General features: G+C 65.9%; 16 protein-coding genes. 11 read left to right on the forward strand and 5 right to left on the reverse strand.

Features of this window, described 5'->3' with window-relative positions:
- The first annotated feature begins 90 nt into the window (after window positions 1-90).
- The 4 genes from lepA (at window position 91) to B5V46_RS05200 (ending at window position 3,589) form a co-directional block, all read left to right on the forward strand.
- Window positions 91-1,893 (forward strand): translation elongation factor 4, encoded by a 1,803-nt coding sequence (gene lepA, locus B5V46_RS05185; protein ID WP_080615606.1) that lies wholly within the window; start codon window positions 91-93, stop codon window positions 1,891-1,893.
- Between the two features lie 261 nt (window positions 1,894-2,154).
- On the forward strand, window positions 2,155-2,538 hold the full coding sequence (locus B5V46_RS05190) for an NADH:ubiquinone oxidoreductase subunit NDUFA12 (protein WP_080615607.1): 384 nt from the start codon (window positions 2,155-2,157) through the stop codon (window positions 2,536-2,538).
- Window positions 2,539-2,540: 2 nt separating this feature from the next.
- Window positions 2,541-3,041 carry an outer membrane lipid asymmetry maintenance protein MlaD gene (gene mlaD / locus B5V46_RS05195; protein WP_080615608.1) on the forward strand — a complete coding sequence of 167 codons (501 nt, stop codon included), beginning with the start codon at window positions 2,541-2,543 and terminating at the stop codon, window positions 3,039-3,041.
- Entirely contained in the window at window positions 3,038-3,589 is a 552-nt protein-coding gene (locus B5V46_RS05200; RefSeq protein ID WP_231119240.1) for a DUF2155 domain-containing protein, read from the forward strand. Before mlaD ends, B5V46_RS05200 begins: the two co-directional genes overlap by 4 nt.
- Here the strand turns inward: B5V46_RS05200 and aat are convergent.
- Genes aat through accB form a run of 3 tightly spaced genes read right to left on the reverse strand, consistent with a single transcriptional unit; the run spans window position 3,553 to window position 6,084 of the window.
- Window positions 3,553-4,197 carry a leucyl/phenylalanyl-tRNA--protein transferase gene (gene aat, locus B5V46_RS05205; protein WP_080615609.1) on the reverse strand — a complete coding sequence of 215 codons (645 nt, stop codon included), beginning with the start codon at window positions 4,195-4,197 and terminating at the stop codon, window positions 3,553-3,555. The two genes, B5V46_RS05200 and aat, sit on opposite strands and share 37 nt — an antisense overlap.
- 29 nt (window positions 4,198-4,226) lie before the next feature.
- A complete protein-coding gene (gene accC, locus B5V46_RS05210) occupies window positions 4,227-5,576 on the reverse strand; it encodes an acetyl-CoA carboxylase biotin carboxylase subunit (protein ID WP_080615610.1) in 1,350 nt (449 codons plus the stop codon).
- Window positions 5,577-5,589: 13 nt separating this feature from the next.
- Window positions 5,590-6,084, reverse strand: a complete 495-nt coding sequence (accB, locus tag B5V46_RS05215) for an acetyl-CoA carboxylase biotin carboxyl carrier protein (RefSeq protein WP_080615611.1) — start codon at window positions 6,082-6,084, stop codon at window positions 5,590-5,592.
- Between the two features lie 372 nt (window positions 6,085-6,456).
- Between accB and B5V46_RS05220 the strand changes: the two genes are divergently transcribed.
- From B5V46_RS05220 to preA, 3 genes are read left to right on the forward strand one after another with little or no spacing between them, the layout of a single operon-like run.
- The gene (locus tag B5V46_RS05220) at window positions 6,457-7,797 is read left to right on the forward strand and encodes an NAD(P)-dependent oxidoreductase (protein ID WP_080615612.1); all 1,341 of its coding nucleotides are present in this window, start codon (window positions 6,457-6,459) and stop codon (window positions 7,795-7,797) included.
- Window positions 7,798-7,800: 3 nt separating this feature from the next.
- Window positions 7,801-8,289: a hypothetical protein gene (locus B5V46_RS05225; protein WP_080615613.1), complete on the forward strand. Its 489-nt coding sequence runs from the start codon at window positions 7,801-7,803 to the stop codon at window positions 8,287-8,289.
- Window positions 8,290-8,292: 3 nt separating this feature from the next.
- Window positions 8,293-9,612, forward strand: a complete 1,320-nt coding sequence (gene preA / locus B5V46_RS05230) for an NAD-dependent dihydropyrimidine dehydrogenase subunit PreA (RefSeq protein WP_080615614.1) — start codon at window positions 8,293-8,295, stop codon at window positions 9,610-9,612.
- Window position 9,613: 1 nt separating this feature from the next.
- Here preA and B5V46_RS05235 read toward each other — a convergent pair whose 3' ends face one another.
- Together B5V46_RS05235 and B5V46_RS05240 are read right to left on the reverse strand one after the other, a co-directional pair.
- Entirely contained in the window at window positions 9,614-9,952 is a 339-nt protein-coding gene (locus tag B5V46_RS05235) for a hypothetical protein (RefSeq protein ID WP_080615615.1), read from the reverse strand.
- 127 nt (window positions 9,953-10,079) lie between these two features.
- A complete protein-coding gene (locus B5V46_RS05240; RefSeq protein WP_080615616.1) occupies window positions 10,080-10,694 on the reverse strand; it encodes a TetR family transcriptional regulator C-terminal domain-containing protein in 615 nt (204 codons plus the stop codon).
- Between the two features lie 241 nt (window positions 10,695-10,935).
- On the opposite strand from B5V46_RS05240, the gene B5V46_RS05245 reads away from it, so the two are divergent.
- The 4 genes from B5V46_RS05245 to hydA all read left to right on the forward strand — a co-directional run bounded on the left by B5V46_RS05245 (window position 10,936) and on the right by hydA (window position 15,853).
- Entirely contained in the window at window positions 10,936-12,264 is a 1,329-nt protein-coding gene (locus tag B5V46_RS05245) for an aspartate aminotransferase family protein (RefSeq protein WP_080615617.1), read from the forward strand.
- Between the two features lie 376 nt (window positions 12,265-12,640).
- A complete protein-coding gene (locus B5V46_RS05250; protein WP_080615618.1) occupies window positions 12,641-13,891 on the forward strand; it encodes a Zn-dependent hydrolase in 1,251 nt (416 codons plus the stop codon).
- 53 nt (window positions 13,892-13,944) lie between these two features.
- Window positions 13,945-14,382 carry a hypothetical protein gene (locus B5V46_RS05255; protein ID WP_155773954.1) on the forward strand — a complete coding sequence of 146 codons (438 nt, stop codon included), beginning with the start codon at window positions 13,945-13,947 and terminating at the stop codon, window positions 14,380-14,382.
- A gap of 16 nt (window positions 14,383-14,398) precedes the next feature.
- On the forward strand, window positions 14,399-15,853 hold the full coding sequence (hydA, locus tag B5V46_RS05260; RefSeq protein ID WP_080615620.1) for a dihydropyrimidinase: 1,455 nt from the start codon (window positions 14,399-14,401) through the stop codon (window positions 15,851-15,853).
- The last annotated feature ends 69 nt before the right edge of the window (window positions 15,854-15,922 follow it).

Genomic DNA, 15,922 nt, shown 5'->3' on the forward strand with positions numbered 1-15,922 from the left:
GCACCGCTCTTTCCCGGCCCCGGCCCGCCCGGAGCGCCGCCCCGAAACAGCCCATTGACCGGCTCCGAAAAGCACCGCATATCCGCCCGCATGACCGAGCTCAGATACATCCGCAACTTCTCCATCGTGGCCCATATCGACCACGGGAAATCGACCCTTGCCGACCGGCTGATCCAGCTGACCGGCACCGTCGCCGAACGCGACATGAAGGAGCAGCTGCTCGACGCGATGGATATCGAGCGCGAGCGCGGCATCACCATCAAGGCCAATACCGTCCGGATCGAATATCCGGCCAAGGACGGCCATACCTATGTGCTGAACCTGATCGACACCCCCGGCCATGTCGACTTCGCCTATGAGGTCTCGCGCTCGATGCGCGCGGTCGAGGGCTCGCTCCTGGTCGTCGATGCGACGCAAGGTGTCGAGGCGCAGACGCTGGCCAATGTCTACACCGCCATCGACGCCGATCACGAGATCGTGCCGGTCCTGAACAAGATCGACCTGCCCGCGGCCGAACCCGACCGCGTCAAGGAACAGATCGAGGATGTGATCGGCATCGACGCCTCGGAAGCGATCGAGATCAGCGCCAAGACGGGTCTGGGCATTCCCGATGTGCTGGAGGCCATCGTCAAGCGCCTGCCCCATCCGCATGAGGGCGACCCGACGAAGCCCCTGAAGGCGCTGCTGGTCGACAGCTATTACGATCCCTATCTGGGCGTGGTTGTTCTGGTGCGCATCATCGACGGCATGCTGAAGAAGGGCGACCGGATTCGGATGATGAGGACCGGGGGCGTCTATCCGGTCGACCGGATCGGCGTGTTCCGGCCCGCGATGCAGAATGTCGACGAGCTGGGCCCGGGCGAGATCGGTTTCCTGACCGCCTCGATCAAGCAGGTCCGCGACACCCGCGTCGGCGATACGGTGACGACCGAGAAGAAGGGCTGCGAGACGCCTCTTCCGGGCTTCAAGCCCAGCCAGCCGGTGGTGTTCTGCGGGCTCTTCCCGGTCGATACCAACGATTTCGACGATCTGCGCGACGCCATCGAGAAACTGGCGCTGAACGACGCCTCCTTCACCTCCGAAATGGAGACCTCGGCCGCGCTGGGCTTCGGCTTCCGCTGCGGGTTCCTGGGGCTTCTGCATCTCGAGGTCGTGCGCGACCGGCTCGAGCGCGAATACGGGATCGATCTGATCACCACCGCGCCCTCGGTGATCTACAAGATCCACATGAAGGACGGCGAGGTGCGCGAGCTGCACAACCCCGCCGACATGCCCGACCTGACCTATGTCGACCATATCGAGGAGCCGCGGATCAAGGCGACGATCCTCGTGCCCGACGAATATCTGGGCGACGTCCTGAAGCTGTGCCAGGACCGCCGCGGCGAGCAGCTGGACCTGACCTATGCCGGCTCGCGCGCGATGGCGGTCTATGACCTGCCGCTGAACGAGGTGGTGTTCGACTTCTACGACCGGCTCAAATCGGTGACCAAGGGCTATGCCAGCTTCGACTACCAGATCTCGGGCTATCGCGCCGATTTCCTCGTCAAGATGCAGATCCTCGTCAATGACGAGCCGGTCGATGCGCTGTCGGTCATGGTCCATCGCGACCGCGCCGAGCTGCGGGGCCGGGCGATGTGCGAGAAGCTGAAAGAGCTGATCCCGCGCCACATGTTCAAGATCCCGATCCAGGCGGCCATCGGCGGCCGGGTGATCGCGCGCGAGACGCTGGCGGCGCTGCGCAAGGACGTGACCGCCAAGTGCTATGGCGGCGACGCGACGCGGAAGAAGAAGCTTCTGGAAAAGCAGAAAGCCGGCAAGAAGAAGATGCGCCAGTTCGGCAAGGTCGAGATCCCGCAGCAGGCCTTCATCAACGCGCTCAAGATGGACGACTGAGCTTTCTGCGGGGCTCCCGGAAGTCCCGAGTTTCGAGGTCGTGATCTGGGATGCGATTCGACCCGGCCGGATCCGGGAAGCGGACTTGAGGGCTTCAGGGCCGGGCAGGGGCTGCGGGGCGCGGCAGCCTTGCGGCCGTTCTGTGGCGCGGGCTTGCCATTGCGGGACGGAGCCGGTCGCGACTGCGTGAGGCCCCGCCCTCGCTCTGGACCTCTGCGCCGAGTTGGGTCATACCAACTCGAAACCGGTCAGGAGGGACGCATGGGCGTGGTCGACAGTTTTCTCAGCTATGTGACCTGGTGGAACGGCCAGACCGTGAACACGCGGCTCTGGACCGCGCGCAATGGTCAGAAGGTCGGCGAGGACGCGCAGGGAAACGTGTTCTACCGCTCGAAGGACGGCAAGCGTCGCTGGGTGATCTACAATGGCGAGGTCGAGGCAAGCCGGATCTCGCCCGACTGGCATGGCTGGCTGCACCACACCTATGACGCGCCGCCGACCGAGGCGCCGCTGCCCCACCGGGCCTGGGAGAAGCCGCATCAGGAAAACCTGACCGGCACGCCCCTGGCCTATGCACCGCCGGGCTCGATCCGCAGGCCCGAGCCCGCGCCGCGGCGCGATTACGAGGCCTGGCAACCGGAATAACCATGGCAGAGAACAGTCCGACCGAAATCCTCACCGGCGCCGCCGTGCTGGCCCTGGCTGCCGGCTTCTTCGTCTATGCCTCGAATGCGACCGGCATGATCGGCGGTCCCGGCCAGCAGCATTACGAGCTGAGCGCGAGCTTCCGGTCTGCCGAGGGCGTCAATCTCGGTACCGACGTCCGGCTGGCCGGGGTCAAGGTCGGCACCGTGACCGGGCTCGAGCTCAACCCGCAGACCTTCCGCGCCGATACTCGCTTCACCGTCCGCAACGGCATCGAGATCCCCGATGACAGCACCGCGTCGGTCAGCTCCGAGGGGCTACTGGGCGGCACTTTCCTCGAGCTGGTGCCGGGCGGCTCGCCCTTCAATCTCGAGCCGGGCGCCGAGGTGCTCGACACCCAGGGGGCGGTCGGGCTGATCTCGCTACTGATGAAATTCGTCGGCGGCGGTGGCGACAAGGGCGCCGCGGATGCCGGAACGGATGGCGGAGACGATCCGAAATGATCCGAGCGGCGCTGGCCCTGGCGCTGATCGCGACCCCGCTTCTGGCGCAGCAGCAATGGAGCCCCGAGGGCTGGACCCCGGATGGCTGGACGGTCGCGCCGCTTGAGGAGATGCCCCGCGCCGAAGAGATGATGGATGCGCTGGGGCTGGGCGACACGACGCTGGCGGACCGCCCGCTGCCGCTTGTGTCCCGGCCCGATCCGCTGGCGTTGCAGGACCCCCGGACCGAGACCCGGACCGCGGCCGTGACCGAGACGGCGCCTCGGGGCGCGGTGCTGCGCGGGCTCGACAAGCTCTCGGGCGACACGGTCGATCTGACGCTGGCCCCTGGCGAAACCGGCCGGGTCTGGCGGCTGACGGTGACGCTGGACGAATGCCGCTTTCCGGCCGACAACCCGGCCTCGGACGCCTTCGCCCATCTCGACATCTCCGATCCGAGCCGCGGCAGCCACCTGTTCTCGGGCTGGATGATCGCGTCGAGCCCGGCCCTGAACCCGCTCGACAATGCCCGCTACGACGTCTGGGTGCTGCGCTGCAAAAGCAGCTGAGGCGCGGGGATCGGCCCTGCGTGGTCGAATGTGGCGTTCTGGTTCACCGCCCGCTCCAGCCGTGAAAGATAGTCCTCGCGCTCGATCTCCACGGCGCCGAGGCTGGCCAGATGGTCTGTCAGGAACTGGGTGTCGAAAAGCGTGAAGCCGCCGATCCGGAGTCGGTCGACCAGATAGGCCAGGGCCACCTTCGAGGCGTCGGTGCGGTGCGAGAACATGCTTTCGCCGAAGAAGGCGCTGCCAAGCGCGATGCCGTAGACCCCGCCCACCAGGATGTCGTCCTGCCAGACTTCCAGCGAATGGGCATGGCCAAGCTCGAAGAGCTGGCGGTAGAGCCGGAAGATCTCTGCATTGATCCAGGTCTCTGGCCGGTCGGCGCAGCATTCCACGACATGCTCGAACGCGGTATCGGTCCGGATCGCGAAGCGGGCACGGCGGATCGTGCGGGCGAGGCTTTTCGAGATGTGGAAGCCGTCGAGCGGGAAGATGCCGCGTTTGCGCGGATTGACCCAGAAGATCCGCGGATCATGCCGCGACTCGGCCATGGGGAAGATCCCCATGGCATAGGCCCTGAGCAGGGTCAGTGGCGTGAGCCGGTCGGCATCCATCATCGCTCCCCAGGCCGGGGGCGCGCCGGTCAGAGCTCGGGCCCGGACTCCAGCCAGCGTTCCAGCCAATGGATATTGTAATTGCCGCTCTGGATGTCCGGTTCCATCAGGAGCGCCCGGAACAGCGGCGCGGTGGTCTCGACCCCGTCGACGATCAGCTCGCCCAGCGCGCGGTCCAGCCGCGCCAGAGCCTCGTTCCGGTCGCGGCCACGCACGATCAGCTTGCCGATCAGGCTGTCGTAATAGGGCGGGATGGAATAGCCGTCGTAAAGGGCCGAATCCATCCGGACACCAAGGCCGCCCGGGGCGTGATAGGCGCTGATCTTGCCGGGGCAGGGCGCGAAATTCGGCAGCCGCTCGGCATTGATCCGGACCTCGATGGCATGACCGTTCAGCTGAAGCTCGTCCTGCGTGAACGAGAGCGGCAGGCCCTCGGCCACCCGGATCTGTTCGCGCACGAGATCGACGCCGAAGATGGCCTCGGTCACCGGATGCTCGACCTGAAGACGGGTGTTCATCTCGATGAAGTAGAACTCGCCATCCTCATAGAGGAATTCGATTGTTCCGGCGCCGGAATAGCCGATCCGGGCCACCGCGTCGGCGCAGACCTTGCCGATGCGGGCGCGGGTCTCGGGGTCGATGACGGGGCCTGGGGCTTCTTCGAGAACCTTCTGGTGACGGCGCTGCAGCGAGCAGTCGCGTTCGCCCAGATGGACGGCATTGCCCTTGCCGTCGCCGAAGACCTGGATCTCGATATGGCGGGGCCGGCCGAGATATTTCTCGATATAGACCTCGTCATTGCCGAAGGCCGATTTGGCCTCGGCCCGCGCGGTCTGGAAGGCCTGTTCCAGGTCCGCGGCGGTCTTGGCAAGCTTCATCCCGCGCCCGCCGCCGCCGGCGGTGGCCTTGATGATGACAGGATAGCCGATTTCGGCCGCAACCGTCTTCGCGGTCTCGAGATCGGGCACGCCGCCGTCGGAACCGGGCACGCAGGGAACCCCCAGCGCCTTCATGGTCTCCTTGGCGGTGATCTTGTCGCCCATCATCCGGATATGCTCGGCCGAGGGACCGATGAAGGTCAGGCCGTGATCCTCGACGATCTGCACGAAGCGGGCATTCTCGGACAGGAAGCCGTAGCCCGGATGGATCGCCTGGGCCCCGGTGATCTCGCAGGCCGAGATGATCGAGGGGATCGACAGATAGCTTTCGGTGCCCGAAGGCGGGCCGATGCAGACGCTTTCATCGGCCATCCGGACATGCATGGCATCGGCATCGGCGGTGGAATGGACCGCGACGGAATGGATGCCCATTTCGCGGCAGGCGCGGATCACGCGAAGCGCGATCTCTCCGCGATTGGCGATGAGGATCTTGTCGAACATGATCCGCCGCGCCTTATTCGATGATCATCAGAGGCGTGCCGTATTCGACCGGCGAGGCATCCTCGACGAGGATGCGCTTGACGGTCCCGGCGCGCGGGGCGGGGATGTGGTTCATCGTCTTCATGGCCTCGACGATCAGAAGCGTCTGGCCCTCGGTCACGCTGTCGCCGACCTTGACGAAGGCGTCCGAGCCGGGCTCTGGCTGCAGATAGGCGGTGCCGACCATCGGCGAGGTCACGGCGCCAGGGTGCTGGGCGGGATCCTCTGCGCTGACTTCGACGGTGGTGCCGGGCGCTGCCGCGGCGGGGGCCGGGGCATAGGCGGGCATCTGCATCGTCGGCGCCTGTGCGACGACGGGGGCCGGCTGCGAGCGCGATACCCGCACGTCCAGCGAGTCGTCCTCGCCGTATTCGCGCTTGACCTGCAATTCGGTCAGGTCGTGTTCGCGCAGAAGCTCGGCCAGCGCCTGGATGAAGGCGACATCCGCCTCGTGGGAAGTCTTGGTCATGCCTGTCCTCGATCGGTCACGCGGCCCCGCGCCGGAGCGTAGGGCCGCGGTAAGAGAATTGAGGCGCTTATACGCGAGGGGAACCCCCATGGAAAGGCGGTGCGGCCGGTTTTCGCGGTGCGCCCGGGCCGGGGGCTGGCGGGCCGTCAAAGATGCCGCAGGTTCCGACAATGCCCGGGCGTGCGGCGGCCGGGATGGTGCCGCTTCGCGTGCGCTCTCGCATGACGCTCTTCGACACGTGCCCTTTCCCTGGGCGAAGGCGCCCCGGAACGGCCCGTATCTGCGGCAAAGCGGCAGGCGAGAAAATTTATCTTTTGATCAAATCAGACCATGTGGCAGGCTTGCCGGGAGACGAGGTCAGGGAGAGCCGGAATGGCCAATTCGCCACTCAGCCCGGGCGTGGTTCCCGGGCGTCTGCAGCCAGAAGACTATACCCGGAACTTTGCCGACAAGGCGCCGCCGCTGAGTGACCACGAGGCCGCGGTGGCGGCGGATCGCTGTTATTTCTGTCATGATGCGCCCTGTGTCGAGGCCTGTCCGACGGCCATCGACATTCCGCTTTTCATCCGCGAGATCGCGACCGGTGCGCCCGCCGCAGCGGCACGGACGATCTTTCAGCAGAACATCCTGGGCGGCATGTGTGCCCGGGTCTGTCCGACCGAACAGCTTTGCGAAGAGGCCTGCGTGCGGATGGTGGCCGAGGCCAGCCCGGTCGAGATCGGCCGGCTGCAGCGCTTTGCCACCGACAGGCTGATGGCGCGCGAGGGCCACCCCTTTCCTCGCGCGGCGCCGACCGGGCGGCGCATCGCGGTGGTGGGGGCCGGGCCCGCGGGGCTGGCCTGCGCCCACCGGCTGGCGATGAAGGGGCATGAGGTGCAGCTATTCGACGCACGGCCCAAGGCGGGCGGGCTCAGTGAATATGGCATCGCTGCCTACAAGACTGTCGACGATTATGCCCAGGCCGAGGTGGCCTGGCTGCTGCGGATCGGCGGCATCGCGGTGACCAATGGCAAGGCGCTGGGGCGTGACATCACGCTGGACGAGCTGCGCGCCGGGCATGACGCGGTGTTCCTTGCCATCGGGCTTGGCGGTGTCAACGCGCTGCGCGCCGAGGGCGAGGAGAAGGCGCAGGTGGTGGATGCGGTCGATTTCATCGCCCGTCTGCGCCAGACGGGGGATCTGTCCTCCATTCCGGTCGGGCGCCATGTGGTGGTGATTGGCGGCGGCATGACGGCGGTCGACGCGGCGGTGCAGTCGAAGCTTCTGGGGGCCGATACCGTCACCATGGTCTACCGCCGCGGCCGTGCCGCGATGGGCGCCTCGGAGGAAGAGCAGCATCTGGCCAGTTCCAAGGGCGTGCGGATCGTGACCGGCGCGGCACCCCTGCGCCTGCTGGGCGAGGGCGCGGTCGAGGCGGTGGAATTCGCCTATACCCGCGAGACCGGAACCGGGCTGGAGCTGACCGACGAGACCTTCCGGCTTCGGGCCGATCAGGTCTTCAAGGCCATCGGGCAGAAGCTCGAGGGCGCGCCCGAGGGGATCGCCCTTGCCGGCCGCAAGATCGCGGTGACCGGGCCGGGGCGGACTTCGCTTGCCGGGGTCTGGGCCGGGGGCGACTGCGCTTCGGGCGGCGACGATCTGACGGTGACGGCGGTGGCCGAGGGGCGCGATGCCGCCGAGGACATTCACGCAAAGCTGATGGCGGAGGGCTGATCCATGGCCGATCCTTCAGCCAGGGAAAAGGCTGCCCTGGAGAGAATTGCCATTCTTGACGACCCCGAGAAGCTCAGGAGGTTCATCGACAATGCCGGGCGGTTGGGGGCCGTTGCCGTCGAACAGGCCGCGTTTCGAAGGCTTTGCGAGATATTGCCATCGGCGCGTCGCGGGACGGTCGAGCATGATGTGTGGCGTTCCATTCATGCGCTTGAAGAGATGCTGAAGGCCGAGAGGGGGACGACCGTCCGTCTTTCCAGGACAAGGCAGAAGATTTCCAAGGACGGAGAAGTCAAGACGGTCATGGATCTGGTCTTGAGAGCGACCCCATCGGAGGGATTCCAGATGTTGATTGACCGAGGTCACCCCGAGCTTCTTTTCGAAGCGGTTGTTCTTCGTCATCCCGAGGCCTTCGGAGATGATGTTCGACAGGCTGCGAACGACCGGCTGGGCAATGCCGGCGGTGCAGCCGCAGCTTTGGCGGAGGGCTGATCCATGGCCGATCTTTCCTGCGATTTCGTGGGCATCAAAAGCCCGAACCCGTTCTGGCTGGCCTCGGCGCCGCCGACCGACAAGGAATACAATGTCCGCCGCGCCTTTCAGGCCGGATGGGGCGGCGTGGTCTGGAAGACGCTGGGCGAGGACGGCGCGCCGGTCGTCAATGTCAACGGTCCCCGCTATGGCGCGATCTACGGCGCCGACCGGCGGCTTCTGGGGCTGAACAATATCGAGCTGATCACCGACCGGCCGCTCGAGGTGAACCTGCGCGAGATCGCGACGGTCAAGCGCGACTATCCCGACCGGGCGCTGGTCGTCTCGCTGATGGTGCCCTGCGAGGAGGAGGCCTGGAAGCGCATTCTCGCCCGGGTCGAGGAGACCGGCGCCGACGGGGTCGAGCTGAATTTCGGCTGTCCGCACGGGATGAGCGAACGCGGCATGGGGGCTGCGGTGGGGCAGGTGCCCGATTATGTCGAAATGGTCACCCGCTGGTGCAAGCGGAACACCCGGATGCCGGTGATCGTGAAGCTGACGCCCAACATCACCGATATCCGTCTGGCCAGCCGCGCCGCCCACAAGGGCGGGGCCGATGCGGTCAGCCTGATCAACACCATCAACTCGATCACCTCGGTCGATCTGGACCTGATGGCGCCCGAGCCGACCATCGACGGCAAGGGCACCCATGGCGGCTATTGCGGCCCGGCCGTGAAGCCCATCGCGCTGAACATGGTGGCCGAGATCGCCCGCGATCCGGCGACCCGGGGCCTGCCGATTTCCGGCATCGGCGGCGTGACGACCTGGAAGGATGCGGCCGAGTTCATGGCGCTGGGGGCGGGCAATGTGCAGGTCTGCACCGCGGCGATGACCTACGGGTTCCGGATCGTGCAGGAGATGATCTCGGGGCTGTCGGACTGGATGGACCGCAAGGGCCATGCGCGCCCGGAGGATTTCGTCGGCAAGGCGGTGCCCAATGTGACCGACTGGCAGTATCTGAACCTCAACTACATCGCCAAGGCGCGGATCGACCCCGAAACCTGCATCAAATGCGGCCGCTGCTATGCGGCCTGCGAGGATACCAGCCATCAGGCCATCGAGATGACGGCGGACCGGTCCTTCCTGGTCAGGGACGAAGACTGCGTGGCCTGCAATCTCTGTGTGGAGGTCTGTCCGGTGGAGGGCTGTATCGACATGCGAGAACTTTCCCCGGGCGAAGTCGATCCGCGCACGGGGAAGGAGGTTCCCGCCAGTTACGGGAATTGGACGACCCACCCCAACAATCCCGGACGGAAAAACGCCGCGGAACAGGGGTTGGGGTAGGTCAGATTTCGATGTCGAGCTGGCGCGGGGCCGGCTCGGCAGTATCCGTGACCACTTCACCCCGCCAGAAGACCGAAGCCTCGCTCACGCGCCGTTCGGCTTCGAGTTGAAGCGGCGTCGTGTCGAAGGCCGGCGGCGGTCCAGCGGGGCGGTCGGGATCGGGCGCGGGAAATTCCTGACGTATCGGCGTCTGACCGCGTTGCCCGGTCTCGGCGCGGGTCTGGGTTGCGCCGCCACCGGATTGGGCAGCGGCAACGGGCGCCGTCGGCGCCGCAGGGGCGACGGTGGTCGGCGCCACATCGTGCACACCACCCACCGAAATGGGAGCGATAATTTGCATGTCACCCAAGCTCCAGCTCAGGCCCCCACCACCACCGAGAAATATGCACCGAAAGGGCGGCGTTGAGAAGAGGAAAGCTCCGTATTTCTGGTGTCGAGGTTAACGACTTCTGAACGGAGGCGGGCGATCAGGGGGTGAGCAGGCGGCGGAACAGCGTCGTCAGATAGCGCTCGGCGCCATCGAACGGATCGTCCTTGCCCTCGCCCAGAACGGCCCGCACCTGAATGTCGAAATCGGCGTAATGCTGGGTCAGCGCCCAGATCGAGAAGATCAGATGATAGGGGTCTACCGGCGCGATCCGGCCCGCGCGCGCCCAGCCCTCGATCACTGCGGCGCTGTGATCGACAAGGCTTTTCAGCTCGCCTTCGAGGGTCGGCCGGATATGCCCGGCGCCTTGCAGGATCTCATTGGCGAATAACCGGCTTTCGCGCGGGTAATCGCGGCTCATCACCAGCTTGCGGCGGACATATCCCAAAAGCTCGTCCAGCGGCTCGCCCTCCGGATCGAGCGCGCGCAGCGGCGCCAGCCAGGTGTCCAGCAGGCCCGCCAGAAGCGCCTCGTGCATCGCCTCCTTGGAGGGGAAGTAGTAAAGCAGGTTCGGCTTCGAAAGCCCGGCCTTCCGGGCGATCTGGTCGAGCGTCGCGCCGCGGAAACCCTGTTTCGAGAAGACGTCCAGCGCGGCCTCGAGGATGGTCTCGCGATTCCGGCGCTGAATGCGGGTGCGGGGCGGCGAAGGTGTCATGCGGGGCTCCGGAAATGGACGCGTCGGTGAATTTCACTTTCCATCGATTGCGCAAAATCCCATCATCTGATGGCAGAAACCGCCATTCGGTCAGACACCCGGAAATCGACCCGGGCCGGAGCCGGGACCGTTATGTTGACTGGTCTTCGACCTCTGCTAGCGTGCTCCTGACCGTTTGGTCAATTGTTTTGGATCTTTCGCCTTTGCGCAGGCGGAGGGTGGAAATCAGGGGGAGGCTCCCATGGCGCTCGATCGTAATTCCGGTCCCAATGACCTTTCGGCCTTCTGGATGCCGTTCACCGCGAACCGGCAGTTCAAGGCGGCGCCACGGATGCTGGTGGGTGCGGAGGGCATGTATTACCGCACCGCGGATGGCCGCCAGGTGCTGGATGGCACGGCGGGGCTTTGGTGCTGCAATGCCGGCCATTGCCGGCCGCAGATCACCGAGGCGGTCGCCAAGCAGGCGGCCGAGCTCGATTATGCGCCCGCCTTCCAGATGGGCCATCCCAGGGCCTTCGAGCTTGCCAGCGCGCTGCGCGACATGGCGCCCGAGGGGATGGAGCATGTCTTCTTCACCAATTCCGGCTCCGAATCCGTCGAGACCGCGCTGAAGATCGCCCTCGCCTATCACCGGGCGCGGGGCGAGGGCTCCCGCACCCGGCTGATCGGGCGCGAGCGCGGCTATCACGGGGTGAATTTCGGCGGCATCTCGGTCGGTGGCATCGGTCCCAACCGCAAGATGTTCGGCACGCTCCTGACCGGGGTCGACCATCTGCCCCATACCCATCTGCCCGAGCAGAACGCCTTCACCCGCGGCCAGCCCGAGCATGGCGCCCATCTGGCCGAGGATCTGGAACGGCTGATCGCGCTCCATGGCGCCGATACCATCGCCGCGGTCATCGTCGAGCCGATGTCGGGCTCGACCGGCGTGCTGCTGCCGCCCAGGGGCTATCTGGAACGGCTGCGCGAGATCACCAAGAAGCACGGCATTCTCCTGATCTTCGACGAGGTCATCACCGGCTTCGGGCGGCTGGGCTCGTCCTTCGCGGCCGAGCATTTCGGGGTGCTTCCCGATCTGATGACCACCGCGAAGGGCCTGACCAACGGGGTAATCCCGATGGGCGCGGTCCTGACCACGGCCGCGGTGCATGACGCCTTCATGCAAGGGCCCGACCATCTCATCGAATTCTTCCACGGCTATACCTATTCCGGCAACCCGATTGCCGCGGCCGCGGGGCTCGCGACGCTCGGGATCTATCGCGAGGAGGGGCTGTTCGAGAATGCCGCCGCCCTCGCGCCCTATTGGGAAGAGGCGCTGCATTCCTTGAAGGGGCTGCCGCATGTGATCGACATCCGCAACATGGGTCTGGTCGGCGCGGTCGAGCTAGAGCCGATCGCGGGCGAACCGACCAAGCGGGCCTTCACGGCCTTCCTCGATGCCTTCGAGAAGGACCTGATGATCCGGACCACCGGCGATATCATCGCGATGTCGCCGCCGCTGATGATCAACAAGGCGCAAATCGACGAACTCTTCGGCAAGCTCACCGATGTCCTCAAGGCGCTGGACTGAGCTTTTTCACCAGCCCGCCCGCCGGAGCGGTCCGGCGGGCGCAGATACGGCCCCGACCGTCCCGGCCCCGGGGCGATCAGGGGAGGGCGTGCTCGGACGCGGGGCCGGTCCCGGGCCTGTCTGCAAGGGCCGGAAGGCCGGGCATCCCGTCACCGGGGCCTTTCGGAAGTCCGCGGATCACGCGCTTTCGTGGAGATGCGTGAGAGCCGGGCGGCTGTCCGGCAGGATCATGGGCCGTCCCGCCTGTGCGGGAGGCCCAACCGTATCCGCCGGAGGGTCGAGTGACATTGTTCCCGGTGCCGCAGAGGCGCGCAGCGGGGTGGGGGTGCGTCTGCGGCCCTGACGGCAAACAAGAAAACACAGGTGAGGTAAGACGATGACAACCCCGGGAGAGAATCTGCGCATCAATCGCGACCGGCTCTGGGACAGCCTGATGGAAATGGCCAAGATCGGCCCCGGCGTTGCGGGCGGCAACAACCGCCAGACCCTGACCGATGCCGATGCCGAGGGCCGCGCGCTGTTCCAGAGCTGGTGCGACGAGGCCGGGCTGACGATGGGTGTCGACCGGATGGGCACGATGTTCGCGACCCGCGCGGGCGAGGATCCGGATGCGCTGCCGGTCTATGTCGGCAGCCATCTCGACACCCAGCCCACGGGCGGGAAATATGACGGGGTGCTGGGGGTTCTGGGCGCGCTCGAGGCGGTGCGCACGATGAACGATCTGGGGATCCGCACGAAGCATCCCATCGTCGTGACCAACTGGGCCAATGAAGAGGGCGCGCGCTTTGCCCCCGCCATGCTGGCCTCGGGCGTCTTCGCGGGCGTTCATACGCTCGACTATGCCTATGCGCGCGAGGATCTCGAGGGGCTCCGCTATGGTGACGAGCTGGCCCGGATCGGCTGGAAGGGCGAGGAAGAGGTCGGCGCGCGCAAGATGCATGCCTATTACGAACTGCATATCGAGCAGGGCCCGATCCTCGAGGCCGAGGGCAAGGAGATCGGGGTCGTCACCCATTGCCAGGGGCTGTGGTGGCTGGAATTCACCCTGACCGGCCGTGAGGCGCATACCGGCTCGACGCCGATGGCGATGCGGGTGAATGCGGGGCTGGCGGCGGCGCGCATCTTAGAGATGGTGCAGGAGGTCGCGATGGCGGCCCAGCCCAATGCCGTGGGCGGCGTGGGCCAGATGCAGTTCTCGCCCAATTCGCGCAACGTGCTTCCCGGGAGCGTGGTCTTCACCGTCGATATCCGCACCCCCGATCAGGCCAAGCTCGACCGGATGCGGGCCGAGATCGAGACCCGCGCGGCGGCGATCTGCGAGGATCTGGGCGTCGGTTGTTCGGTCGAGCCGGTGGGCCATTTCGACCCCGTGACCTTCACCCCCGATCTGGTGAGCGCGGTCCGGAGCGCGGCCGGGAAGCTCGGCTATTCGCATATGGATCTCGTCTCGGGGGCGGGACACGATGCCTGCTGGGCCGCCAGGGTCGCGCCCACCACGATGATCATGTGCCCCTGCGTCGGCGGACTCTCGCATAACGAGGCCGAGGAGATCTCGAAGGACTGGGCCGCGGCCGGGGCCGATGTGCTGTGCCATGCGGTGCTGGAAACGGCGGGGATCGTCGAGTGAATACGGCGGGAAGGTTTCTTGCCGTAGGCTTAATCTGTGCTTTGCCAAGCACGGTGTTCGGCTGGGGGGGCGGTGGTTCAGATTATGGCGGTGAGTTTGGTAGTGCTGGAGGCGACGGTTGTGGAGGGTGCGGGTATCCGGAGAGCATAGAGGAAGAAGCGAAGAGCCTTCGAAAGAGCTTCGAAGCTTCGAGTTTGCAGGCCCTCATGGATCAGCAGATATTGGGCACCCTTTGCGAAAATCACGTTTGTGGAACGCTTTCGGAAATCCAGGCAAGCCGACTGCTGGATCGTGCCGTTCTCGAAGACCGGTATGCCGTAGAACAGAAGGCCCGGAACGAAGAGAAGTGGATGACAAGACTGGGAATCGGCTTTGCGGCAGCCGGTTTGCTGATTGCCTGGCTCTCGTTCCGGCAAAGCCAAGAGGCGGACAGACGATCTGTGCGCAACGAGGTGGAGATCAATCACCTGAAAGCGCCAGAGAAAAGCTAGACGCAGGGAGAAAGACATGAGCACGGTTATCAGGAACGGCACCATTGTGACCGCCGATCTGAGCTATGAGGCGGATGTGCTGATCGAGGGCGGGAAGATCGCCGACATCGGCCCCGGTCTTTCGGGCGACGAGGTTCTGGACGCCACCGGCTGCTATGTGATGCCGGGCGGGATCGACCCGCATACCCATCTCGAGATGCCCTTCATGGGCACCTATTCCTCGGATGATTTCGAATCCGGCACCCGCGCGGCGCTGGCGGGCGGCACCACGATGGTGGTCGATTTCGCGCTGCCCTCGCCGGGTCAGGGGCTGCTCGATGCGCTGAAGATGTGGGACAACAAGTCGACCCGGGCGCATTGCGACTATTCCTTCCACATGGCGATCACCTGGTGGGACAGGCAGGTCTTCGACGAGATGGAGACGGTGGTGAAAGAGCGCGGCATCACCAGCTTCAAGCATTTCATGGCCTACAAGGGCTCGCTGATGGTGAATGACGACGAGATGTTCGCCTCGTTCCGCCGCTGCGCCGAGCTGGGGGCCATTCCGCTGGTCCATGCCGAGAATGGCGATGTCGTGGCCGAGCTGGCAGCCAAGCTTCTGGCCGAGGGCAATACCGGCCCCGAGGCCCATGCCTATTCGCGCCCGCCCCAGGTCGAGGGCGAGGCCACCAACCGCGCGATCATGATCGCCGACATGGCGGGCGTGCCGCTTTACGTGGTGCATGTCTCCTGCGAGGAGAGCCATGAGGCGATCCGGCGCGCGCGGATGCAGGGCAAGCGGGTCTGGGGCGAGCCGCTGATCCAGCATCTGACGCTGGACGAGAGCGAATATTTCAACGCCGACTGGGATCATGCAGCGCGGCGCGTGATGTCGCCGCCCTTCCGGAACCAGAAGCATCAGGACAGCCTTTGGGCGGGGCTTGCCTCGGGCTCGCTGTCTTGCGTCGCGACCGATCACTGCGCCTTTACCACCGATCAGAAACGCTATGGTGTCGGCGATTTCACGAAGATCCCGAACGGGACCGGCGGGCTCGAGGACCGGCTGCCGATGCTCTGGACCCATGGCGTCGGCACCGGGCGGATCACGCCTGAGGAATTCGTGGCGGTGACCTCGACCAATATCGCCAAGATCCTGAACCTCTATCCCCGGAAGGGCGCGGTGCTGGTCGGCTCGGACGCCGATCTGGTCGTCTGGGACCCCGAGAAGACCAGGACCATCAGCGCCGCGACCCAGCAATCGGCCATCGATTACAACGTCTTCGAGGGCAAGGAGGTCAGGGGCCTGCCGCGCTACACGCTGAGCCGCGGTCGCGTCGCCGTCGCCGATGACGAGGTGACGCCGCAGGAGGGCTGGGGCGAGTTCGTCAGTCGCCCGCCGAACGGGCCGGTCAACAAGGCGCTGTCCTCCTGGAAGGCGCTGACCGCGCCCCGCAAGATCGAGCGGGCGGGCATCCCGGCCAGCGGCGTCTGAGGGCCGGGCGCCCCTTTGCGAGAGGGCGGGTGCGGGTCGATCCCGCGCCCGGATGTGAGGGGCGGGGCC

The organism is Rhodovulum sp. MB263 (assembly GCF_002073975.1).
Taxonomy (GTDB): Bacteria; Pseudomonadota; Alphaproteobacteria; order Rhodobacterales; family Rhodobacteraceae; genus Rhodovulum.